A 22634-nucleotide genomic window follows, 5' to 3' on the forward strand; every position below is an offset into this window, starting at 1 on the left:
GCTGAGGATTGCTCCCGAATGAGGGGCTGTCCGATCGACCGGACAGCAAACTCAAGGAGCCCCCAATGACCCGCACCCAAATGACTGTCGCCGGCGCCACAGCCCTGGCCCTCGTCGCCGGCGCCGGCATGGCCCATGCCCAGAGCAACGGCCGCGCCGCCGCTCCGGCCATGGAGAAATGCTACGGCGTCGCGCTCGCCGGCAAGAACGACTGCGCCGCCGGCCCGGGCACGACCTGCGCCGGCACCTCGACGCGCGACTACCAGGGCAACGCCTGGAAGCTGGTCCCCACCGGCACCTGCGTCACGATCCAGACGCCCAAGGGCGCCGGTTCGCTCGCGCCCGTGAACCGCTGAGTCCAGGCGACCCATGACCTCCCAACCGGTCGCCGAAACCCGATCGCGCTCGTACCCGCCCTCGCGCGGCGGCGGGCCCACGGTCGGGCTGGGGCTCAAGGCCCAGCACTATGAGGACGCTCTGGCGTGCTCGGCGACCGGACTCTGGTTCGAGGTTCATGCCGAAAACTACATGGTGTCGGGCGGGCCGCGCCTCGCCTGGCTCGAGGCCATCCGGCACGAGAAGCCGCTTTCACTGCACGGGGTCGGTCTTTCGCTGGCGGGCGACGCCTCGCCGGATGTGGAACACCTCGCCCGTCTCCGGGCGCTGATCGACCGTTACGAACCCTTCCTGGTCTCCGAGCATCTGGCCTGGTCCCGGCATGGCGACATCTACCACCCCGACCTTCTGCCGTTTCCGCGAACCCGCCAGCGGCTGGTCCGGATCGCCGACAATATCTCGCGCACGCAGGACGCCCTCGGTCAGTCCATCCTGATCGAAAACCCGTCGCTGTATGTCGCCCTGCGGGGCCATGAGATGGAGGAGACGGACTTCCTCGCCGAACTCGTCGCGCGGACCGGGTGCGGAATCCTTCTCGACGTCAACAATGTCCACGTCACCGCCAACAATCTGGGCGGCGACGCCCGCGGATATATCGACGCCCTCCCCGCCCAGGCCATCGGAGAGATTCATCTGGCCGGCCACACCGTCGATGAACGCCTGGGGTCGGCCCTGCTGATCGATACCCACGACGCGCCGATCGCCGACGCCGTGTGGGATCTCTTCGGCTACGCCCTCGAGCGTATCGGACCGCGCCCGACCTTGATCGAGCGCGATGGCAATCTGCCCGCCTTCGACATCCTGATGGCGGAGCGCGCTCACGCCGTCTCGTTGATGGCCCTGGAACAGGGGCGGGCAAATGGTTGAGCCCATCAGCGACGGCTTCGAGGCGGCCTTCACCGCCCTGCTGGCGGGAGACGAAAGCGCCCTGGGGGGCTGGCTCGGCGCCGACGCCGGCGATCAAGCCAGGCTGGACGTGTATCGCAACACCGTCGCCAAGGCCCGCGTTGACGCCCTCGCCGGCCTCTACCCCACCATCGAGCGGCTCGTCGGACCGGACTGGTTCAGACAGGCCGGCTTGATCTTCGCCGGCGATGCCCCTCCATCGTCACCCGTGCTGGACCTCTTCGGCGCCGAATTCCCCGCCTGGCTCGAGACCTTTCCCCCGGCGCTCGACCTGCCCTACCTCGCGGCGGTGGCGCGGCTGGATCAGGCCTGGAACCAGGCTCACCGGGCCCCCGATGCGCCGGTCCTTTCAGGGCGGGTTGCGACCGAGACCCCGCCCGCCCGCCTGTTCGCCAGTCGCGCCGGATTACATCCTTCCGCCCGACTGTTCTGGTTTGACTGGACCGTGCCGTCGATCTGGATCGCCAACCGCGCCCAGGCTGTCGACGCCGCCGGCGTGGCCTGGGAGGCGCAGCCCGAAGGCCTGCTGATCGTGCGTCACGCGCAGGTGGTGACCTGGCGCCGGCTGTCCCGGGCCGAATGGTCCTTCCTGCGCGCCTGTCAACGCGGCCGCACGCTCGGCGAGGCCGCGCAGGCCGCCTTCGCCATCGACCCGCAGCTCAACCTCGCCGCCATGTTCGCCGGGCTCCTTGAGGCCGGCGCCCTTTCCACCCTTCAATCGGAGACCTGACCCATGACCGACGCCTTGCCTTCCGACGCCATAGGCCAGCCATCCCGAAGAGCCGGTCCCATGGCCCTGATCGACCGGACCGTCCATCTGATGGAGTCCGTACTTCCGACCTGGCTCGTCGGCCTGTCGGCGCGGACGGGCATCGCAACCGTCTTCTTCCTGTCGGGCCGGACCAAGGTGGAAGGCCTGCTGACGGTCAACGACAGCGCCTATTATCTGTTCGCCGAGGAGTACAAACTCCCCTTCATTCCGAGCGACATCGCCGCCAACCTCGCGGCCTGGTCCGAACACCTGTTTCCGATCCTTCTGGTGCTCGGCCTGATGACGCGGTTCTCGGCTCTCGCCCTGCTGGGCATGACCCTGGTCATCCAGATCTTCGTCTATCCCGGCGCCTGGTCGACGCACCTCGTCTGGGCGGCCCTGCTGCTCTACCTGGTCCGTTATGGAGCGGGCGCCGCCAGCCTCGACCGGCTGCTGAAGATCCCCTGACGCGGGCGCGCCGAACGTCGGCCGGCGATCCAGCCGGCCGCCGTCAGAGCGCAATCTCGACGATCAGGCCGTCTTCGATCCACACGGCCAGCAGACGCCCCGCGCGCACGGGGGCGTCCTGCGAGCCGTCGCGGCCCAGATCTTCGCACAGGGCCGCGAAGGTCTGTCCCTCGGCGATGGCCTGCAGGGCCGCGCCCTCCTCGGCCGGTATCATCCGGAAATGAGGCTGCCAGCCCTTTCTCCAAACCCTGAGCGTCATCGGCGCCGTCAGCGGCGGCGGCATGACCGGCGCGCCGGCGTCCAGGCTGGCCCACAGCGACCCCGCGTTGCTGACGACCTCCCGGTGAACCAGCGTCGGGTGAAGCACCAGCCTCGCCCGGTCCCATTCGTCCGGTGAAAGAGCGGCCAGCTGTGCGGGGGCGACGGGCTCGGCGTCCGGTCCGTCGAAGGCCCGGCGCATCGCCCAGTCCAGCCAGGCCAGCTCGAACACGTCCGGTTCGCCGCCCAGGCGCTGCTCCAGCTGCGTGGGAAAATCCGCGCCATAGTCATCCAGGCTGAAGCTCGTCGACCGGTGGGCGGCGACATAGTCGGCGACCTCGGCCTCGAAACGCTCGTCCCCGAGATAGGCCCAGGTCTTGTCGAAGACCTCATGGAGCAGGCCCGCCATCGTGGCTCTGTAGGCATGGCTGTAGACCCCGAGGCGGCGGCGGGCGTCGGTCAGGTCCTTGCCGGAAACGACGGTCTCGACAGGGGCCGAATCGCCCTGCAGCACCAGGGACTGGAAGGCGCGCTGAACCTCGAGAAGTCTCACGCCGCCCGCTCGGCCGGCACGTCTTTGGCGAGCGCCGCAGCCGCCACGGCGCGCGCCATATCGAGCTCGCTCAGAAGGTCTTCCAGAGGCGGAATGTTGTCGTCGCGCTCGATCATGGTGGCGACGGACCCGAACCGCCGGCAGGCGGCGTCATAGAGCGCCCAGACGGGGTCAGAGACGGCTTCGTCGTGGGTGTCGATGAGCAGGTCGCCGTTGCGGGAGTGGCCCGCCAGATGGATCTGCCAGACGCGATCGACGGGCAGACCCTCAAGAAAGACGTGCGGATCGAACCCGTGGTTCACACTGCTGACATGGACGTTGTTGACGTCGAGCAGCAGGGCGCAGCCGGTGCGCGCGCAGAGCTCGGACAGGAAGTCCCACTCGCTCATTTCGGACTCGACGAAGCCGAGATAGCTGGAAGGGTTCTCCAGGACCAGCGGCCGTTCCAGAACGCTCTGGGCGAGCCGGATGTTGGCGCAGCAGACCAGCAGGGCCTCCTCGGTATAGGGCAGAGGCAGCAGGTCGTGGGTATTGGCCCCGTGGACGCCCGTCCAGCAAAGGTGATCCGAGACCCAGGCGGGCCGAACCCGGTCCGCCAGGACCTTGAGCCGTTCCAGATAGGATCGGTCCAGCCCATCTGCGGATCCGATCGACATCGACACGCCGTGCATGACCATGGCGTAGCGTTCGCGCAGGGTGTCGAGCGTCTTCATCGGACGACCGCCCCGGACCATGAAATTCTCGGAGATGATCTCGAGGAAATCGAGGTCCGGCCAGGTCTCCATGATGGCGGGGTAGTGCTGCGGTCTCGCTCCAAGTCCAAAGCCGCGAAGGCGTTGCTCGGGCGAAGTCTGGGTCGCGGATGCGATCACGAAGATGTCCTTGATCCGGATGAGGACGATGCGGCCGACGCCCCTCCCTGGGAGGGGGCGAGAGGGGGGCTCGAGGGCGCCGGCCGACCAGTCGCCGGTCGATCAGGCCTGGGGGGCAGGCTCCAGATCGGCGATGGTTCCGTCGGCGGTCAGGCATTCCTTGGCGGTCATCGCCTTGAAACCCTGCCCGCGGCAGCTGTTCTGACCCTTGCACGCATGGGCGGTCGCCGTGCCCTGGCAGGTGTTGACGCCGTAGCAGTGGACGGTGTCGGTCGGCGCGACGGCCAGGCCGCGGCTGCCGGCCGGCGGGTCGCTGGCGAAGGCCGCGCCGGCGAAGGCGCTGACCGCCAGCATGGCGGCCGCGGAAGCGAGGGCGCCGCCCGTTCGGGTGATCTTCATGGGGTGTTTCCTGTTCCTTGGAGTTCTGCCGTGTCGGCGATCTCCTATTCGACCCCAGGGCCCGGAGGTTACAGCCAAGGTCGATCAACCGTCGCTGTAACCATTTGACCGCCTCCCCCGAATAGGAGCCGTGCCGCCACGCGCGCGGCATAGAGCAAACCCGTCGGTTGACCTTCATGACACCAGGCCGTCGCCCATCCGTCCTCACCGATATGGTTCGGCCGGACGCGCCTTCACGCCGCACCTTGCTGTCGGCCGGACTGGTCGGACTGGCACTCGGCGGCTGCGCCGCCTGGCCCGAGGCCGGAGGACCGGATCTCCGGATCGTCTACAATCGCGCCGCGCGATCGCATGGCCCGGATCGCAACCCCATCATCGTCATTCCCGGGATCCTCGGCAGTCGCCTGGTCGACATGTCGACCCGCCAGACGGTCTGGGGCGCCTTTGATCGACGCGCCGCCCAGCCGACCAATCCGGCTGGCATCCGAAAGATCGCACTGCCCCTGCAGGGGCCGATCGGCGAACGTCCCGAAGCGGACTATGTCATGCCGGACGGCGTGCTCGACAGGGTGGTGGTGCGTCTGGCCGGCATTCCGATCGAACTGCAGCAATATGCGCAGATTCTCGCCACCCTGGGCGCCGGCGGATACCGCGATCCAGCCCTGGGCCTTGGCGACATCGACTACGGCGATGACCATTTCACCTGCTTCCAGTTTCCCTATGACTGGCGCCGCGACAACGCGGAAAACGCCGGCGAACTGAAGCGGTTCATGGACGACCGGCGCGTCTATCTGGCCGAACAGTACCGGGTGCGGTTCGGCGTCGAGCGCGATCCGGCCTCGATCCGGTTCGACGTCGTCACCCACTCCATGGGCGCCCTGCTGTTCCGCTATTTCCTGCGCTACGGCGACCAGCCCCTGGCCGAGGACGGGCCGCCGCCCCGACTGAACTGGTCGGGCGCGGGTTATGTCGGACGGGCCGTGCTCGTCGCGCCTCCGAACGCGGGCAGCGCCCTCAGCCTCAAATATCTGGTCGAGGGTCAGGACCTCGGGCGGCCGGTGATGCCGTTCTACGCGCCCGCCATCCTCGGCAGCTTTCCGTCCGCCTACCAGCTCCTTCCGCACGGTCCGCGGCCCGCCCTGTTCACCGGCGGGGATCGGCGGCGCCCGATCACAAACCTGTTCGATCCGGAGCTCTGGCGCAGCCGACGCTGGGGTCTGTCGGATCCCGGCCAGGCCGCGGTGATCGCCGCCATGCTCCCCGAGGAAGCGGACGCGGCGGTGCGGGCCCGGTTGGCCGCACAACGGCAGACGGCCTTGCTGAACCGGGCCCGGCGGTTTCATGCGGCGCTGGATGTCGTCGCGGCGCCCCCGCCGGAGCTTGAGGCCTTCCTGGTGGTCGGCGACTCGCTCGACACCGACGCCGCCTACGCCGTCGATTCTGGCGGTCGACTGACACGGTTCGACACGGCGCCCGGAGACGGGACCGTGACCCGCGCCAGCGCCCTGTTCGACACCCGGACCGAGGAAACCTGGGAGCCGGAGATTCGCTCTCCCCTGCGGTTCCGCTCCACCCTGCTGTTGTCGGGCGAGCACATCCGCCTGACGCGATCCTCGGTGTTCAAGGACAATGTCCTGTACTGGCTCCTCGAGGAGCCGCGCGGTTCACCGGCCGGAACGACCGTTCTCTGACCGACCCGCCACCACGCCCCGACACCCTCCTGAAAGCGGACCGCCCCCCATGAGCGATATCACCCGGTCTTCGACGGTCACGCCGATCGCGCGCGGGGGATGGCTTGACGGCTTGAGGATCGCGGTCGCCCTGATGATCGTGCTGTACCACTTTCGCAGTGCGGCCCCGGTTCCGCTGGACCAGATTCACCCCGTGTTCGACCGCGGCTATCTGTTGACCAACTTCTTCATCATCGACTCCGGCTACGTGCTCGGCCGCATCTACTATCGACGCCTGATCGACGGCCGCACCTCGGCCGGCCTCTACATCCGGCAACGCTTCCTGAGGGTGGTTCCCGCTCATCTGGTGGTGATGATCGCCTTCGCGGGACTGGTTCTGGGAACCGCGGCGATCGGCATGACGCCCAGCAATCCCTACTGGTTCGCCTGGTCCGCCTATCCGGCCCAGTTCTTCCTGGTCCAGGCGTACGGCGTGCCCGGCGGCCACGGATGGAACGCGCCCACCTGGACCCTTTCGGCTCTGCTCGGCTGTTATCTCCTCCTGCCCGGCCTGCTTCGCCTGGCGCATCGGCTGCCGCCCTGGGCGCTCCTGATCGGCGCGGCCGTCCTGGCCCTCGCGGCGAACGCCGCGACCCAGGCCTTTCTCGGCTATCCCGTCTACCGCATGCCCCTCGGCTACGGCATTCTTCGCGCCCTGCCCCTGTTCATCCTCGGCGTCGCCATGGCGGCCTTCGCCGCCCGCGTGCCGGTGCGCCCGCGCCTCGGCGCGACCCTTGGACTGGTCAGCGTCGCGGCCCTCGCCGGGTTCCAGGCCGTCGGCGAATTCGCCATCCCGTCCCTCGCCCTGATCTGCGCCATCATCTTCACGGCCGGCGCGATACCCGTGGTGAAATCGGTGAAGCTCGTCGAGACTCTGGCCCTGGCCTCGTTCTCGATCTTCCTGACCAACGAACTGGTTCGCATCATCTGGTTCGCCGCCTTCGACGCCGCGGGTCAGGCGCAGTGGAGCGACACGGTGCGCTGGATCGTGTGGGGTCTCGGGCTCGGCGCGGCCGTCGCCGGCGCGATCGTGTTCCGGCAGGCGTTCGACCGTCCGTCCCAGGCCTGGTTCACCGCTCGCCTCTCGTCCGGCCCTCTTGGACGCAGCCTGCCGAAGGACCCGCCGCCGGCGCTCTGAATCGCGATCAGACCAGGGCTTCGAACCGGGCGGCTCTCCGATCCGCGGTGGCTTCCAGGATCGCCGTCAGCTGCGGCAGCTCGAGCGGCTTGGCCAGGTGGCCGTCCATGCCGACGGCCCTGTAGGCCTCGACCTGGTGAACGAAAGCGTTGGCGGTCAGCGCATAGATCGGAACCGGCGCGAGTCCTCTGGCCGCCTCGGCCTCCCGGATGGCGCGGGTGGCCTCAAGGCCGTCCATGAGCGGCATCTGGATGTCCATCAGGATCAGGTCGTAGTCGTCGCGGGTCCAGGCGGCGACGACCTCATGGCCGTTGGCCGTCATGTGAACGTCCACGCCGAGCGCCGCCAGGATCGCGACCAGCACCTTCTGATTGGTGGGATTGTCTTCGGCGGCGAGAACTTTGAGCGCAGGGCCGGCCGCAAGAGAGTCCGGCCCCGACCCCGACGCGTCATGCTCGGGCGAAGGCCCGTCCGCCTCCGCGGCGCACCGCGGCAAGGCCAGCCAGGCGTGAAAGGTGGAACCGACCCCGGATTCGCTGTCGACCCAGACCCGACCGTCCATCATGGCCGCGAGCTCGCGGCAGATCGCCAGGCCCAGACCGGTTCCGTCAAAGGCGCGGGTGGTCGAGGCGTCCACCTGCGAAAAGCTCTCGAACAACAGGTCGCGCTTGTCGGCGTCGATGCCGATGCCGGTGTCCGCTACCCTCAGATGGACCCCTTCGACTCCGTCGACCTGATCGCCTTCCACCGTAACCCGGATCTCGCCCACGGCCGTGAATTTGAGAGCGTTGGCCACATAGTTGGTGAGTATCTGGCGCACCCTTTGCGAATCGCCCCGACGGGGTCCCGACGCCGAAGGGGCGACCTCGACCTGGAAGCCGAGACCCTTGCGTTCGGCGATCTCACGCAAGGCGCCGAGAGACCGGACGCAGAGCGCCTCACAATCGAAGGACTGGAACTCCAGCTCCAGCTTGCCGGCCTCGATCTTGGAGATGTCGAGGATGTTGTTGATCACATGCAACAGGTCGCGCCCGGACGCCTGGATCGTGTCCAGTCGAGCGCGCTGGTCCGGTTCGAGCCGCCCCTGCTCCATCAGAAAGGCCATGCCCAGGACGCCGTTGAGCGGCGTGCGCAGCTCGTGGGTCATATGGGCCAGAAACTGTCGTTGCGCGGCGTTCGCCGCCTCGGCCCTGACGCGGGCCGCCTCCTGCTCCAGCGCCTCCCGTTCCGAGGCCAGCAGCCGGACGGCGTTGTCCTTGAACACCTGGACGGCTCTCGACATGGCGCCGATTTCGTCGCCGCGCGACTGGCCCTCGACGAGGACCGTGTTGTCGCCAGCCGCCAGGGACTGCATCGCGTCGCGAAGGCGGCCGAGGGGACCGGTGATGGCCACGGCCGTCATCCCCAGGGCGCCGCCGACCGCCAGCCCCACGCCGGCCAGGCTGGCGAACAGAAGGATGAGGCGGGTGTCGGCCGCGATCCGCGCGAGGCTCATGGATTCGGCGCGGTGCTGGCTCACCCCGGTATCGATCAGCGCCCGGGTCAGGTCTCCGAAAGCGATCAACCCGGGGTCCGCAGCGGTCAAGGCGGCGCTGGCGTCCTCCAGGCGGCTGAACAGGGCGAGCTCGACCGCCGCGTCGAGATTGATCCGGTTCCGCGTCAGCCGCTCCTCCAGATCGGCGATGGCGGCCCGGTGTTCGGGAAACTCCATCCGCGCGCGCCGGAGATGGGTTCGACCGTCGGCATAGGATGCGGTCACCTTCCGCGCCCAGGCCCGCCCTTCTTCAGAGGCGCCGGGATAGACGATCACCATCGCGGTCGCATAAGCCATCTCGTAGTTGGCCCGCTCCGCACTCGCCAGGGCGACCAGGGCCGGCCCCTTGTGGTCGGTCAGGACCGCGTACTGGGCGCTGGTCCGTGTCAGGACCAGGCCGGCGTAGCCGGCGAGACCGATACAGATCAGTCCAAGCCCGATCACGACCGCCGCAATCTTGCGGGAAATCTTGATGTCGTCGATCACGGTGTTCCCCGACTTCGACGATGCTCGCATCGTCACACGCCCATGGCGCAGGCCACCCGAAAGCACGGGCTGGTCGGGAATTCGTGGAATCGCTTCTATCGTTACAGCGACGCTTTGCGATCCCGGTTGATCAAGCTCCGCCTCAAAGCACGAAACACTGTCCGTCATCGGCGACGGTGACTGTCCCCGACCAGCGCGCGGCGATCTGCGCCAGCCCTTCCTCCAGCCGGTCAAGCGAGCGATTCATATTGTGCGAGAGCACCAACCGGCGCGGCGCGATGTTCACGGCCATGGCCCCGATTCCGTGCGGCGGGCGGTAAAGGCCGATCGGCTGGCCCTCGCCCTCGGGAATGACGTGGTGCGCGACCAACAGGTCGGGCGCCAGGCCCGCGGTTTCGCGGTCGAAGCCGGTCGACATGGCGCTCTGATCGGCCGCCAGCACGATCGTGCGGCCCTTGGCATCGATCCTGTAGGCCAGCGTCGGGATCAAGCCGTGGTCGACCGGGATCGCGGTCACCGACAAGGCGTCGCCAAGCGCGATACGCCAGGTCGGGGCCCCCACAGGGTCGCTCGCATCAACCTCGCGAATGTCCAGCACGCGGCGGCCGTCGGCGCCGGTGAGATAACCCCCGAGGTAGCTCCAGGCGCCACGCTCCCCGTCGAACTGCGCGGTGATGAAGCCTGCGGCGCCGGGAAAGGGCGCCGCGGCGGCGGGGCCGATGAACAGCAAGGGGTCCTGCGAGGCCTCGAAGCTGCCCGAGTTGAGAATGCCCGCCAGCCCGGCGCTGTGATCGCCATGGAAATGGCTCAGCGCGATGGCCTTGAGGTCGCTGACCTTGAGGCCCGCCTCCCCAAAGCGGATGAAGCTGCCGGGCCCTGCGTCGACAAGCAGCTGTGCGCGCCCGTCGATCCATATCGCATAACTGGTCCCGGCGCGTGAGCCTTCGGCGATTGGCCCGCCCGAGCCGAGCACCTGCAAGCCGACCTCTGCGGCGCGGCAGAGGGCCGCTCCGGCAGCTGCGGGCGTCGGTTCGGACGCGGCCGCTTCAACCGTAGCGCCTGCGGTGGCCAAGGCGGCTACAGCCCAGATGCTGCGCCAAGTCAGTGAATGCTCTGGCATGGGAAAACTCCTGTTGGCTCGGTTCGAGCGAGTTGCTCGATCCTCAAAGTCAGGTCCTTAGGCCTGCAGATGTGGTTTGACGGGGTCACCCTTCAGCGATCGCCGAACAGTTGAACACATCCCCCGCCCACCGCCGGGTCTCCGGCGTCGCGAACCCCCAGCATGGAACGGCCATGCAACGTACCGACTGCAACCCCCTGCTCCCCGCCGAGGTTACAGCGAAGCAGCAGCTCAGGCGCGATGGGTGGACCTGCCGTGGTTCGGATCGCGCGTCCGGGATCAGGATCCCGGATTCTGGAGATGCATACGCGCGGTCACGGCCCCATGGGTGCTCACCAGATAGGGAACCATATAGGTCAGGAGCGCCTTCGCTAAATTGACCGACCCCTGACTGAACAGGAAGTCGCCCTGGTTGATCAGCGTGAGTGCGGTGCCCACGACAAGCGAGACCCGTATGGCCATCCGGACAACGGCGGGGGACCGGGCATGGCGGAAAAAACTCTTCGTGGATTCCGACATGGTCACCAGCGCAGCAGGTAACGCCCGGCAGCGGCGCCGATCAGGCCCGCGATCAATATGCCCAGCGTGTACCAGGTGGCCATAAAGGAGGCCGTGCCCTCCTGGCAGTAGAGCCCATAGGCGCTGGCCGACAGGGCGCCCGAGACCAGTCCTGCTGCAAAGCCTGCCAAGGTAGGCCGACCGGGCGCCAACCGGCGCGCGGCCAGGAAGATAAAGGGGCCCGCCGCAAGGCTGATCGCCCCCACCCTGAGCGTGCACGAACGCCAGGACTGTCCGAGCCAGGCCTCAACATGCGACGCCCCTGACAGGGACGCCTGCTCCACGCCGACTACAGCCAGGATCATGATGAAGGTTGCCGCCAGCCCGATCAGCGGCAGACGGATCGGGGCGCCGGGCTGGCCCAGACGCAGCAAGAGCAGGGCGCCGAAGCCGGCGATGGAAAGCGTGTAGACCTGACGCATCAGGAAGGCGGGCTCGTCGAAGACGGCCCACAAGTCCGGTCGCAGGCCGAGGGTCAGCCACACGACCGCCGCTGCGGCCAGGAGTCCGAGCCCGGCGCAGCAGGCGACGCGCCGCCCCGCGCGTCCGGCGGGAATGCGCCGGACGTCGCCGGCGAGGCTCTCGATCAGGTCATCAGTATTCACGGTCGGACACTCGTTTCATCAGGGCCTTCATGGCGCGATGCAGGCTAACCTTGGCCGCGCCCTCGGTCATGCCGGCGCGCTCGCCGGCCTCGGCCAGGCTGAATCCCGACAACCGCACATCTTCGATCAGGGCCCGCTGTTTGGGCGCCGCTGTCTCGAGCAGCCTTTCAAGATCTTGGCGGACAGCGCCGTCCTCGACGCCATCCTGGAAATCCACAAGATCGTCGACCAGCGGCACGAATTTGGCCCGACCCGACTTACGCAGCTGATCAATCAGCTTGTAGCGGGCGATGGTGAAGCACCAGGACGTCACGGGGTCCGCGCGCCGCCAGGTCTCTCTCTTCGCATGGATGGCCAGCAGCGCGTCTTGCACCAGGTCCTCGACGTCGGCGTCGCCATAGAATTGACGACGGTTGAAATAGGCATAAAGGGCCGGGCGCAGGAGCTTGAGAAACTCGCGCCAGGCCGGGGCCTCGCCATCGAGCCCCGCGATCATGAGCGGCTTCAGCCGTGCTTCCAGCGTCTTCACACAGCCCCCTCATTCGGACACGCGCCCGTTTGGTTACAGCGCCCATCCACTGGCTCTGGCGAGCGCATCTGTAACCAACCCCGCCGCCGGGCGAATAGGTCGGACCCAGCGGCTCAGCTGCCATGATCTAGACCCGGAACCTCCATGTTGTCACTCGCCGTCCTCGCCCTGGTTCATGCCCAGGAGCCTGGCGATCCCACCGCCCAGCTTTCCGAAATCATCGTGACCGGCTCGCGACTGCCCTCGCGGACCGCGACGGAATCTCCCGCGCCCATCGACGTGCTGAGCCGCGAGGACCTGGTCTCCACCGGCGCGGTGGGCGACGAGCTCGGCCAGGCGATCAGCGTGCTGGCTCCCTCGTTCAACTTCCCCCGCCAGTCGAACTCCGGCACCTCGGATCATATTCGCGCGGGCCAGCTGCGCGGCCTCAGCCCCGACCAGACCCTGGTGCTGGTCAACGGACGGCGTCGTCACCCCTCGGCCATCGTGAACACCGAGACCAAGATCGGTCGCGGCACGGCGGCCGTCGACCTCAACACCATTCCGCTGGGGGCCGTGGCCCGGGTCGAGGTCCTGCGCGACGGGGCCGGGGCGGTCTATGGCTCCGACGCCATCGCCGGCGTCATCAACGTCATCCTCGACGAGCGCCCGTCCGGTTTCGAGATCTCGACCAGCTACGGCTTCCACCGCACTAACGTCGGTCCCATCGACCAGACCCTTACTGATGGTGAGACCTTCACCCTCTCGGCCTCCGGCGGCACGACCCTCGGCGACGGCGGTTTCCTGCGGGGCGGCGTCGACTATCGCGACCGCAACGCGACCAATCGCGCCGGCTTCGATCAGATCCCGTTCTTCATCGCCCCCACTCCGGCCAACCTCGCCCTCGCGGGCCGGCGCAACTACGCCGAGGGCGATCCCGCGGTCGAGGCCGTCAATCTGTGGATCAACGCCGCGGTCCCGCTCGCCGACGGCGAGCTCTACGGCTTCGGCACGGTCGGTCAGAGCGACAGCGAGGGTGCAACCTTCTTCCGCTATCCCGACGGCTCCGACAATCTGACCGCGCTCTATCCGAATGGCTTCCTGCCGATCACGACGGGCGAGGACGACGACCTTGGCCTGACCGCGGGTTGGCGGGCGCCGGTCGGCCCCTGGGCGGCGGATCTCAGCCTGACCTACGGCCGCAACGAGTTCACCTATGGCGTTCGCAACAGCCTCAACGCCTCGCTCGGCGCTTCCTCGCCGCGGGAATTCCGGTCCGGGACCTATGTCTTCGACCAGACCAGCGCGAACCTGGACCTGACGCGCGCGATCCGCCTTGGCGGCGTGGACGCCGAGCTGGCGACCGGTCTGGAATACCGCAACGAAAACTACGAGACCCGCGCCGGCGAGGCGGCCTCCTACGCCGCGGGCGGCTTGCCGCTGGCGATCGGCGCCCAGGGCGCGCCGGGCCTCAGCCCCGAGGATGAGCGATCCGCCTCACGCGATGTCGGGGGCGCCTACCTCGAGATCGGCCTGCGGCCGACCGACCGCCTGCTGGTCGAGGCCGCCGTCCGAGCAGAGACCTACAGCGATTTCGGCGAGACCCTGACCGGCAAGCTGGCCGGCTCCTACGCCGTGACGCCGGACATTCACCTGCGCGGCGCGGTGTCCAACAGCGTGCGCGCGCCCTTCCTCGGTCAGGTCGCCTTCACCGACCGGACGGTCAATTTCGGGGCCGGCGGAACGCTCGCCAGCACCCGCACCCTGCCCGTCGCGGACCCCATCGCCCGCGCGCTCGGCGCGGAGGATCTGCGCGAGGAACGCGCCTTCAACCTGTCGGCGGGCCTGACCGCCGAGCCCCTGCCCGGCCTGACACTGTCGCTCGACGCCTTCCGCATCGAGGTCGACGACCGCATCACCCTGTCCGACCGCTTCTTCGGACCGGCGCTCGAGGCCTTCGTCCAGGCCCAGCCGGGCGGCGCCGGCCTGCAGTCCGTGCGCTTCTTCACCAATGCGGTGGACACCGAGACGGAGGGCTTCGACGCCGTGGCGCAGTGGCGCCTCCCGCTCGCCGCCGGCCAGCTGACCCTGGGCGCCGCCTACAGCTATGCCCGGACCGACATCGTCGGCTTCACGGACACGCCCGCGGCCCTGACGGCCCTGGACCCTGCCTTCCGGCTCATCGGGGTCGAGGAGATCAACACGCTCGAGGAGGCCGCCCCGAAATGGAAGGCGCTCGTCTCCGCGGAATGGAGCACAGAGCGCTATCGTCTGCTCGGCCGTCTCAACGGCTATGGCTCGACGGTGCGGGTGTTCAACTTCGGCGGCGGGTTCGAGCCGCGCCAGGAGTATGGCGCCGAAACCAGTCTCGACCTCGAAGGGTCGGTAGACCTGACCTCGGCGCTGACGCTGACCGCCGGGGTCTCGAACGCCCTCGACAACTACCCCGACCGGTCGAGCGCCGACATCAACTATTTCGGCAACCTGCCCTACGACATCCTGTCTCCGGTGGGGATCAACGGCCGGTATCTCTACACCCGACTGACGGCGAGGTTCTGATGCGCGAGTTCTCAAGACGCGGCCTTCTGGTCGGCGGCGCGGCCGCCCTCCTGGCGTCCCCGGTCCTCGCCCAGAGCGTGTCCGGATTCGCCGCCAATCGTGCGGGAAGCGGAACCGCGGACCACAGCGCCTTCGACGGTCTGCTCTCGCGGCGCGCCCGCAACTCCCGGGACGGCGTGGTGCGCGTGGACTATGCGGGCTGGAGGGCTTCGGCCTCCGATCGCGCGGCCCTGAAGGCCTATATCGCCGCCCTGTCGAGGATGAGCCCGCTCAACCTGACCCGGCCCGAACAGTTCGCTTTCTGGGCCAATCTGTACAATGCGGTGACCATCGACGTCGTGCTCGACGCCTGGCCGGTCCGCTCGATCCGCGACATCCGCTCGGGCCTCATCCCCGGACCGTGGAAACGCAAGTCGGCGACAGTCGCCGGGGTGGACCTGTCGCTGGACGACATCGAACACAACATCCTGCGCAAGGGCTGGACCGAGCCGCGTGTGCACTATGCGGTCAACTGCGCCTCTTACAGCTGCCCGAACCTGCCGCTGCGCGCGGTCCGCGGGGCCACGCTCGGTCCGGCGCTCGACGCCGCCGCGCGCGCCTATGTGAACCACGCCCGCGCCGTGCGTTTCGACGGGGACGCCCTCGTCGTCTCATCGATCTATGAGTGGTACGCGGACGACTTCGGAGGCTCCGACGCCCGCGTCATCGCCCACCTGGCCCGGTACGCCGCCGCTCCGCTCAGGGCCCGGCTCCAGGCCGCGACGCGGATTGACCGAAGCGTCTACGACTGGTCGCTCAACGCCACCCCCGCGAGCTAGCCGCATGGCCTTCCTCAAACGTTACGGGCTTCTCGCCCTGCTGGTCATCGCCGTGATCGCCGTCTTCGCCAGCGGCGCCCCCCGATACCTGAGCCTCGACGCACTCCGGACCCACGAGGCGACCCTTCGGGGTTATATCGACGCCAATCTGGCTCTGGCCCTGCTCGCCTTCATGCTCGTCTATGCCGTCGCCACGGCGGTCAGCTTTCCGGGCGCCGTCATCCTGACCCTGGCGGGCGGATATCTGTTCGGGACATGGGTCGGCGGTACGGCGACGGTGATCGGAGCGACCCTCGGGTCCATCGCCGTCTTCTATGTCGTGCAGACCTCGCTGGGCCATGCCCTCCGGGCGAAGGCCGAAGCGAAGGGCGGAACCCTCAAGAAGGTCATCGACGGCGTTCGGGATGGGGCCTTCGGCTATATCCTGACCCTGCGGCTCATTCCCGTAGCCCCCTTCTGGCTGGTCAATGTGGCCGCCGCCCTGGCGAACGCTCCGCTCAGGGCCTACGCCCTTGCGACCCTGTTCGGGATCATGCCGGCGACCTTCATCTACAGCGGGATCGGGGCCGGCCTCGACGCACTGATCGCAAGCGGAGACTCGCCCGATCTCGGCGTCATCTTCGACCCGAACGTGCTCCTGCCGCTGGTCGCCCTCGGCATGCTTTCCTTGGCGACCACCGTCCTCCAACGGCTTCGCGCCAAGTCCGGTAAAGCGTCTTGACCAGGAAAATCACCAAAGCCGACCTCGTCGTCATCGGGGCCGGGTCCGGCGGCCTGTCCGTCGCCGCGGGCGCGGCCCAGCTCGGACTGAAGGTCGTCCTCTTTGAAAAAGGCGAAATGGGCGGCGACTGCCTCAACTACGGCTGCGTACCGTCCAAAGCCCTGATCGCAGTGGCGGCCGCAGCCCATGAGGCGCGGCACATCGCTCGGCTGGGCGTCGCGACCGGCCCCGTGTCCGTCGACTTCACCCGGGTCATGGATCACGTGCGCGGGGCCATCGCTGCCATCGCGCCCAACGACAGCCAGGCCCGCTTCGAAGGGTTCGGCGTGCTGGTCGTGCGCGAGCCCGCCCGGTTCGAGGACGCCCGCACCGTCACAGCCGACAGCATCCGTGTCCGCGCGCGCAAGATCGTCGTCGCCACAGGATCGCGCGCCGTCGTCCCTCCGATCGACGGGCTGGACGGCGTGCCCTACCTGACCAATGAATCGATCTTCGACCTGGCGGACCGCCCCGACCGCCTGATCGTTCTCGGCGGCGGGCCGATCGGGGTGGAACTGGGCCAGGCCTTCCGCCGTCTCGGCTCCGAGGTCGTCCTTGTCGAAGCCGGAACCCTGCTGGGCCGCGAGGATCCGGACGCATCCGAAGTGGTCGTTCGCCAGCTTCGCGAGGACGGCGTCGAGATCATGGCCGGCTACAAGGCGGTCCGGGTCGAGGCCGGGCCGATCGTGGTGCTCCAGAAGGACGGCGAGGAGATCCGGATCACGGGCTCCCATCTACTGGTCGCGGTCGGACGCCGCCCCTCACTCGACGGACTGGACCTGCAAAAGGCCGGCGTCGAAACCGACCGCAACGGCATCATCACGGACCGGGCGTTGCGCAGCAGCAACCCGCGCGTCTTCGCTGTCGGCGACGCCGCCGGGCGCGGACAGTTCACCCATCTCGCCGGCGCCCATGCCGCCCTGTTCGTCCGCCGCGCGGTGTTCGGCCTGCCCGTCAACGCCGATGATCTGCAGGTTCCGCGCGTCACCTATGCCGATCCGGAATTGGCCTCGATCGGCCTGGGCGAAGCCGCGGCGCGCGAGCGGCACGGCGATGACGTCCGGATCGAGGTCTTTCCCTTCAAGGAAAACGACCGGGCCATTGCAGAGAGCGACACGCGCGGCTTCGGCAAGCTGATCACCACCCGCAAGGGCAAGGTGTTGGGCGTCACCCTGGTCGGCCGCCATGCCGGAGACCACATCCACCTCTGGTCGCTGGTGATGTCGGCGGGCCTCAAGCTCAGCCAGCTCACCGGCATGATCGCGCCCTATCCGACCCGCGGCGAGGTCAGCAAGCGGCTGGCGGGCCAATGGTATACGCCGGCCCTGTTCTCGACGCGCACCCGGGCGCTTGTCTCAATTCTCAAACGCTTCGCCTGAGCCGCGCCGTGATCCATCGCATCCTGACCACCCTCGGGCTCCTCGTGCTGCTGGTCCTGCTTCCGGTGCTCGAGATCCGCGACACCCATGTGTTCAACCCCGACTGGCCGCCGCACGCGCGTCTGCACGAGGTCTGGCAGTTGACGACCAACGCCGGCGTCTCCCTCGTCGGCCTGTGGCTCGTCTGGAAGCGGGGCGCGGTGCAGCTGGCCAGCGTGCTCGGCCTGTGCATGATCGGCGGCGCCCTGGTCGCCCACGGTCTGGCCCCGGCCTATGGCGGCGCCCTGACCTATTCCGGCGGCCCCGGCGGAATCATCCTCGGCGTGCCCGCGGCGGTCATTGTTCCGCTGGCGGCCTGCCTGACCTTCATCGCCGCCATCCTGCTGGACCGGCGCGGGCCCCGGTCCACGGCCTGACCGGGGCGCCTGGGCAGGCGTTTCCGTCCGTGGACGCAGGCCGCCCGACGCCGCGAGGGTCCATCGGTCAGGCTGTCATCCGGCGCAGCACGACAGTTTGGCCACGTCCTTGTCGAAGCCCTGGGCCGCCAGCTTCAGGCCTTCAACCGTGGTCAGATAGGGGAAGATCGTTCCGGCGAGATCCCGGACGGTCATGCCGAAGCGGATCGCTAGCGCCATGGTCTGGATGCTGTCGGCGCCCTCGGGCGCGAGGATCTGCGCCCCCAGGAGGCGGTCCGTCCTCCGGTCCGCGACCAGTTTGATCAGGCCGCGTGTGTCCCGGGCGGCCAGCGCGCGCGGCACCTGGCCAAGCGGAACGACCGATGTCCTGACGTCGAAGCCCCTGGATTTCGCGGCGGCCTCGCTCAATCCCACGCCGGCCACCTGGGGATCGGTAAATACGACCCATGGCATGGTCGTGTTGTCGTAGACCAGCTCGTCGCCGTTCAGGGCGTTGTGCGCCGCCAGCCTCGCCCCATAGGCCGCCATGTAGACGAACTGGTCGCGTCCGGTCACATCGCCGGCCGCATAGACGCCGGATTTCGCCGTGCGCATCCGGTCGTCGACCATGATGCCGCCGTTCGCGGCCCGGCCTATCCCGGCCTGCTCAAGGCCGAGATCGGCCGCGTTGGGCGTGCGACCCGTCGTCATCAGGACATGGTCGGCGACCAGGGTTTCCGTCCCCGCGTCGGTGCGGATGGTCAGGGCGATCTGTTCGCCCTGGCGGGCGATGCCGTCGTAGGCCAGGCCCGTGCGAACGGCGATCCCCTCCTCAGTCAGGTAGCGGGCGAGCGCTTCGGCGATCTCCGGCTCGGCCTCCGGGATCAGCCGCGAGCGGGTGACGAGGGTGACCGCCGTTCCGGTGCGGGCGAACATCTGGGCCAGTTCGCAGCCGATATAGCCGCCGCCGACCACCAACAGCGAACGCGGCTGTTTGGTCAGCTCCAGCGCCGTGGTGCTCGTCAGCCAGGGCACGTCCGCCAGCCCCGCGATATCGGGCGCGGCGGGCGAAGCGCCGGTCGCGATGACGACCTTGCCGGCGGCCAGGGGTTCGCCGTCCACCGCGACGCCCGTTTCGGTGAAGCGCGCCGCGCCCTCGAGATAGGTCAGGCGATCGTATTCGGGCAGCAGATCGACGTATTTCTTCTGTCGCAGGTCAGCGACCAGATCGTCCTTGGCCGCGACCAGCTGACGCCAGTCTGTGATACGGGCCTGACCGGCGAGGCCGGGAAAGCGGCCCGCCGCCTGCGCCCCATGCAGAGCCTCAGCGGCGCGGATCATGGTCTTGGAAGGCACGCACCCGACGTTGACGCAGGTGCCGCCGATCAGGCCCTGTCCGATCAGAGCGACGCGAGCACCATGTTCCGCCGCCGTGATGGCGGCGGAGAATCCCGCCGATCCCGCGCCGATGACGGCGATGTCGAACGTGCCCTCGCCGGACTTTTCCGGGGGACGGGCGTAGCCGTCTTGCTCCGTGACAGATCTGTTCATCTTGAAGTCCGTTCCGTGGGTCATAGGCATGGGCTCAGGCGACCCGGGTGAGCGGCGTCAGACCATCGATCCGATGTCTGAGGCGTAGCTTGGGTAGGCGAAGATCATCGCCTTGATCTGATTGGCGGTGAGCCCTGCGCCCATGGCCATGGCGAACAGGTTGATCTGTTCCTCGGCGCCCGGTCCGATCAGATGCGCCCCGAGGATCAGACCGGTTTCCTGTTCGACGAGCACCTTGAAGCCGCTCCGCGTCGCCCCGACCCGCATCGATGAATACCAGCCGGAGGTTTTCTCGAACCGGATGTCGAACTTCAGGCCCTTTTCCGTCGCGGCTGCCTCGGACAACCCCACGGTCGCGACCGGAGGCAAGGTGAAGACGACACTGGGCACCGGCGGATAGGCCACGGTCCTTGCGTCCCTCCCGGCCAGAAGGTTCTTGCCCGCGATACGCCCTTCATAGGCCGAGACCGGGGTCAGGTTCAGGCCGCTGTCGGCGCAATCCCCGGCGGCGAAGATCGAGGGGTTGGTGGTGCGCATGGCGTCGTTGACCTTGATCCCGCGCGGTCCAGCTTCGACACCAGCGACGGGCAGGTCCAGATGGTCGATATCGGGCACGCGGCCCGTCGCATGGACCACCAGATCGCAGGCCAGCACTTGGATGCCGGACGGCGTTTCATAGGACACGGCGAACGCGTCACCCTGCTTCTCGACCTTCAGGACTTTCGCCTCGGTCTGCACGTCGATACCCAGTTCGACCGTGGCCTCTACCAGCATCGCCACCAGATCGGCGTCGAAAGGCCCGAGCGGCCGTTTGGCCATTTCCAGAACCGTGACGGCGCCGGCCCCGGCGCGTCGGGCGATATGGGCGAACTCCATCGCGATGAACCCGCCGCCGACAAAGGCGATCCTGTCGGGTCGTGCGGGCAGCTCCAGGAATTCCGTGCTGGTCGTCAGCAGGTCCTCGCCGGGGATGTTCAGCGTCATCGGCCGTGCGCCGGTAGCGATGTGGAAATGCTTCGCGCGCAGGATCTCGCCGTTCAACGTGATCGTATCGCGCCCGGTGAACCGCGCTTCGCCGTGCAGCGCCGTGATCCCGGCCTTGCGGAAGCCCGCCTCGATGCGCGACGGCATGGCGTCGGTGAAGGTGCGCTTGAACGCCATCATCTCGGGCCAGTTGACCGAGGGACGCGCCTCCAGGCCCTTGCCTGTCATGTTGTGGGTCCAGTCCACACCTTCGGTGACGGCGATCAGCATCTTCTTGGGATCGCAGCCTCGCAGCGCGCAAGTGCCGCCATAGGGCAGGCTGTCGATGCTGGCCACCTTCCACCCCGCCGCCGCCGTCATCCGGGCCACGCCGTTGCCGCCGGTCCCGGCCCCGATCACGATCAGATCGTAGTCATATACGTCGGTCATCCAGGTCTTCTCCGATGCGGGGGTGCAGCAGCCTCTGATGATCGGGGCGCACGGCGGGCCCCGTGGACCGTCGATCACGTGGTCTTCATCCGCCGCCGACGCCGCCAGACTGCATAGACCGTCAGCCCGACGAACACGGCCAGCGCGGGCAGAAGCACAACATCGAGCCAGCCCGTCAGGGCGGAAAGCCCGACGATACCGAGCAGCACCACCAGCACCGGGGTAAAGCAGCACAGCGCCAGAATGACGGTGCCGATCACCCCCATCCGCAACAACAGTCTGTGGGGCCTGCCGGTCTTGTCAGTCATGTCGGCCTTGTCAGCCATGATGGGGTTTTCTTCCATTTTGATCCTGACGGCGCGCAGCCTTCCCTGGCTGCAGCCCGAGGCCAGGATGCGCGCGATGCCGTGCGTTGGCGGCCTGGTCGCGCCTCTCCTGCGGGGGGCGGGAGAGAGGACGCCGGTGAAGGCCGTCTTCCTGCCTGCCGGGCCTAGTTTTGTACGATGCGGGCGGGATAGCCGGCATTGGTCGAGGCCGCCGCGATCTGCGCGGCCGTGGCGCGCGTCGGATCATAGGTGGCACGGGCGGTCTTCGCGGCGAAGTCCACTCGCACCGAGCTGACCCCAGCCACACCTTCCATTGCCCTGCGAACGGTGATCGGGCAGGTGGCGCAGGTCATGTGCTCAATGGCGAAAGTCGTCTGCTGCTGCGCAGCGACGGTTGCCGCCGGACGGTTCTGCGCCGCGCCGTCAAACGCGACGGCTGCGCCGACACCGGCCACCGCCACGACGGCGAGGCCGGCCAGGAATATCTTCTTCATGAGTCTTTCCTCTCAGTAGAAATAGGGAGCCCACCAGTTCAGGGTGAGCGCGATGACGACGAGGGCCAGGCCGAGCCAGAGGGCAAACTTCGTGATCCGCGAGGACTGAGGTCGCGCGCAATAGGATCCGTCCTCGCAGGCGGGCCGGCGCTGGAAATAGACGCTCCAGAAACCCAGTCCGATCAGGGCCAGGGTCACGACCGCGACATAGGGCTTGAACGGCTCCAGCGCCGTCAGATTGCCTATCCAGGCGCCGGAGACGCCGAGCGTCAACAGCAGCAGGGGCACGACGCAGCAGGCCGAGGCCAGAACAGCGCCGACGATGCCGCCCGCGGCGAACCAGCCCTGACCGCGCGCCGTCGCCTCCTTGGCGACGCCGTCGTCGCCCTGCCCTGCATCGAATTCAGACATGTGATTGTGTCCCGGTCAGCACCATGGCAGAACCGTAAGCCCTGTAGCCACTACAGGCTCAAGAGCTATTTTTTCGAGAATCCGGACAGGGGCCGAGCATATGAACCGCGGACAATTGGCGGCCCGGACGGACTGCAATCTGGAGACGGTTCGGTACTACGAGAAAATCGGCCTTCTGCGAGAGCCCCCGCGCAGCGCCAACAACTACCGCGTCTACGACGAGACCCATCTCGGCCGGCTACGTTT

The 22634-nt window shown here is 68.0% G+C and carries 25 protein-coding genes; 12 read left to right on the forward strand and 13 right to left on the reverse strand.

Annotated features, from left to right (window positions below; genetic code table 11):
* Positions 1-65: 65 nt before the first annotated feature.
* From RDU12_RS01625 to RDU12_RS01640, 4 genes are read left to right on the forward strand one after another with little or no spacing between them, the layout of a single operon-like run.
* Positions 66-356, forward strand: coding sequence for a DUF2282 domain-containing protein (locus tag RDU12_RS01625; protein ID WP_300289255.1), 291 nt, complete (start codon positions 66-68; stop codon positions 354-356).
* Between the two features lie 13 nt (positions 357-369).
* Positions 370-1263: a DUF692 domain-containing protein gene (locus tag RDU12_RS01630; protein ID WP_300289256.1), complete on the forward strand. Its 894-nt coding sequence runs from the start codon at positions 370-372 to the stop codon at positions 1261-1263.
* Positions 1256-2032: a DNA-binding domain-containing protein gene (locus RDU12_RS01635; protein WP_300289257.1), complete on the forward strand. Its 777-nt coding sequence runs from the start codon at positions 1256-1258 to the stop codon at positions 2030-2032. The genes RDU12_RS01630 and RDU12_RS01635 overlap by 8 nt, the downstream gene beginning before the upstream one ends.
* A gap of 60 nt (positions 2033-2092) precedes the next feature.
* Positions 2093-2521, forward strand: coding sequence for a DoxX family protein (locus RDU12_RS01640; protein WP_300289258.1), 429 nt, complete (start codon positions 2093-2095; stop codon positions 2519-2521).
* Positions 2522-2564: 43 nt separating this feature from the next.
* Here the strand turns inward: RDU12_RS01640 and RDU12_RS01645 are convergent, their stop codons facing one another.
* The 3 genes from RDU12_RS01645 to RDU12_RS01655 all read right to left on the reverse strand — a co-directional run bounded on the left by RDU12_RS01645 (position 2565) and on the right by RDU12_RS01655 (position 4603).
* Positions 2565-3332, reverse strand: coding sequence for a DNA-binding domain-containing protein (locus RDU12_RS01645; protein WP_300289259.1), 768 nt, complete (start codon positions 3330-3332; stop codon positions 2565-2567).
* Positions 3329-4204, reverse strand: coding sequence for a DUF692 domain-containing protein (locus RDU12_RS01650; protein WP_300289262.1), 876 nt, complete (start codon positions 4202-4204; stop codon positions 3329-3331). Before RDU12_RS01650 ends, RDU12_RS01645 begins: the two co-directional genes overlap by 4 nt.
* 102 nt (positions 4205-4306) lie before the next feature.
* Positions 4307-4603, reverse strand: a complete 297-nt coding sequence (locus tag RDU12_RS01655; RefSeq protein ID WP_308684013.1) for a hypothetical protein — start codon at positions 4601-4603, stop codon at positions 4307-4309.
* A gap of 212 nt (positions 4604-4815) precedes the next feature.
* Here RDU12_RS01655 and RDU12_RS01660 point away from each other — a divergent pair, with 212 nt between their 5' ends.
* Positions 4816-6294 (forward strand): hypothetical protein, encoded by a 1479-nt coding sequence (locus RDU12_RS01660; protein WP_300289289.1) that lies wholly within the window; start codon positions 4816-4818, stop codon positions 6292-6294.
* A gap of 49 nt (positions 6295-6343) precedes the next feature.
* Positions 6344-7471: an acyltransferase gene (locus RDU12_RS01665; RefSeq protein ID WP_300289288.1), complete on the forward strand. Its 1128-nt coding sequence runs from the start codon at positions 6344-6346 to the stop codon at positions 7469-7471.
* A gap of 7 nt (positions 7472-7478) precedes the next feature.
* Here the strand turns inward: RDU12_RS01665 and RDU12_RS01670 are convergent, their stop codons facing one another.
* The 5 genes from RDU12_RS01670 to RDU12_RS01690 all read right to left on the reverse strand — a co-directional run bounded on the left by RDU12_RS01670 (position 7479) and on the right by RDU12_RS01690 (position 12303).
* On the reverse strand, positions 7479-9491 hold the full coding sequence (locus RDU12_RS01670; protein WP_300289287.1) for an ATP-binding protein: 2013 nt from the start codon (positions 9489-9491) through the stop codon (positions 7479-7481).
* Between the two features lie 142 nt (positions 9492-9633).
* Positions 9634-10464, reverse strand: a complete 831-nt coding sequence (locus RDU12_RS01675; RefSeq protein WP_300289292.1) for an MBL fold metallo-hydrolase — start codon at positions 10462-10464, stop codon at positions 9634-9636.
* 426 nt (positions 10465-10890) lie between these two features.
* Positions 10891-11130 carry a nitrate/nitrite transporter NrtS gene (gene nrtS / locus RDU12_RS01680; protein WP_300289291.1) on the reverse strand — a complete coding sequence of 80 codons (240 nt, stop codon included), beginning with the start codon at positions 11128-11130 and terminating at the stop codon, positions 10891-10893.
* A gap of 2 nt (positions 11131-11132) precedes the next feature.
* Positions 11133-11774, reverse strand: coding sequence for a DUF1109 domain-containing protein (locus RDU12_RS01685; RefSeq protein WP_300289286.1), 642 nt, complete (start codon positions 11772-11774; stop codon positions 11133-11135).
* A complete protein-coding gene (locus RDU12_RS01690) occupies positions 11764-12303 on the reverse strand; it encodes a sigma-70 family RNA polymerase sigma factor (protein WP_300289284.1) in 540 nt (179 codons plus the stop codon). Before RDU12_RS01690 ends, RDU12_RS01685 begins: the two co-directional genes overlap by 11 nt.
* Positions 12304-12447: 144 nt before the next feature.
* Here RDU12_RS01690 and RDU12_RS01695 point away from each other — a divergent pair, with 144 nt between their 5' ends.
* From RDU12_RS01695 to RDU12_RS01715, 5 genes are read left to right on the forward strand one after another with little or no spacing between them, the layout of a single operon-like run.
* Positions 12448-14841, forward strand: a complete 2394-nt coding sequence (locus RDU12_RS01695) for a TonB-dependent siderophore receptor (protein ID WP_300289283.1) — start codon at positions 12448-12450, stop codon at positions 14839-14841.
* Entirely contained in the window at positions 14841-15659 is an 819-nt protein-coding gene (locus RDU12_RS01700) for a DUF547 domain-containing protein (RefSeq protein ID WP_300289282.1), read from the forward strand. Before RDU12_RS01695 ends, RDU12_RS01700 begins: the two co-directional genes overlap by 1 nt.
* Before the next feature lie 4 nt (positions 15660-15663).
* Positions 15664-16380, forward strand: coding sequence for a TVP38/TMEM64 family protein (locus tag RDU12_RS01705; RefSeq protein WP_300289281.1), 717 nt, complete (start codon positions 15664-15666; stop codon positions 16378-16380).
* Positions 16377-17798, forward strand: a complete 1422-nt coding sequence (locus RDU12_RS01710) for an NAD(P)/FAD-dependent oxidoreductase (protein WP_300289280.1) — start codon at positions 16377-16379, stop codon at positions 17796-17798. Before RDU12_RS01705 ends, RDU12_RS01710 begins: the two co-directional genes overlap by 4 nt.
* Before the next feature lie 8 nt (positions 17799-17806).
* Positions 17807-18214 (forward strand): hypothetical protein, encoded by a 408-nt coding sequence (locus RDU12_RS01715; protein ID WP_300289279.1) that lies wholly within the window; start codon positions 17807-17809, stop codon positions 18212-18214.
* 75 nt (positions 18215-18289) lie between these two features.
* Here RDU12_RS01715 and merA read toward each other — a convergent pair whose 3' ends face one another.
* The 5 genes from merA to RDU12_RS01740 all read right to left on the reverse strand — a co-directional run bounded on the left by merA (position 18290) and on the right by RDU12_RS01740 (position 22388).
* On the reverse strand, positions 18290-19744 hold the full coding sequence (merA, locus tag RDU12_RS01720; protein WP_308684014.1) for a mercury(II) reductase: 1455 nt from the start codon (positions 19742-19744) through the stop codon (positions 18290-18292).
* A gap of 57 nt (positions 19745-19801) precedes the next feature.
* Positions 19802-21157, reverse strand: coding sequence for an NAD(P)/FAD-dependent oxidoreductase (locus RDU12_RS01725; protein WP_300289276.1), 1356 nt, complete (start codon positions 21155-21157; stop codon positions 19802-19804).
* A gap of 74 nt (positions 21158-21231) precedes the next feature.
* Positions 21232-21483, reverse strand: a complete 252-nt coding sequence (merF, locus tag RDU12_RS01730) for a mercury resistance system transport protein MerF (RefSeq protein WP_300289275.1) — start codon at positions 21481-21483, stop codon at positions 21232-21234.
* A 164-nt stretch (positions 21484-21647) separates the two neighbouring features.
* Positions 21648-21977: a cation transporter gene (locus RDU12_RS01735; protein ID WP_300289274.1), complete on the reverse strand. Its 330-nt coding sequence runs from the start codon at positions 21975-21977 to the stop codon at positions 21648-21650.
* Between the two features lie 12 nt (positions 21978-21989).
* Entirely contained in the window at positions 21990-22388 is a 399-nt protein-coding gene (locus RDU12_RS01740; protein ID WP_300289273.1) for a mercuric transporter MerT family protein, read from the reverse strand.
* Positions 22389-22488: 100 nt separating this feature from the next.
* On the opposite strand from RDU12_RS01740, the gene RDU12_RS01745 reads away from it, so the two are divergent.
* On the forward strand, positions 22489-22634 hold a 146-nt coding region (locus tag RDU12_RS01745), incomplete at its 3' end, for a MerR family DNA-binding transcriptional regulator (protein ID WP_308684015.1).

Origin of the sequence: Brevundimonas sp., from assembly GCF_031082345.1 — a bacterium.
Taxonomy (GTDB): domain Bacteria; phylum Pseudomonadota; class Alphaproteobacteria; order Caulobacterales; family Caulobacteraceae; genus Brevundimonas.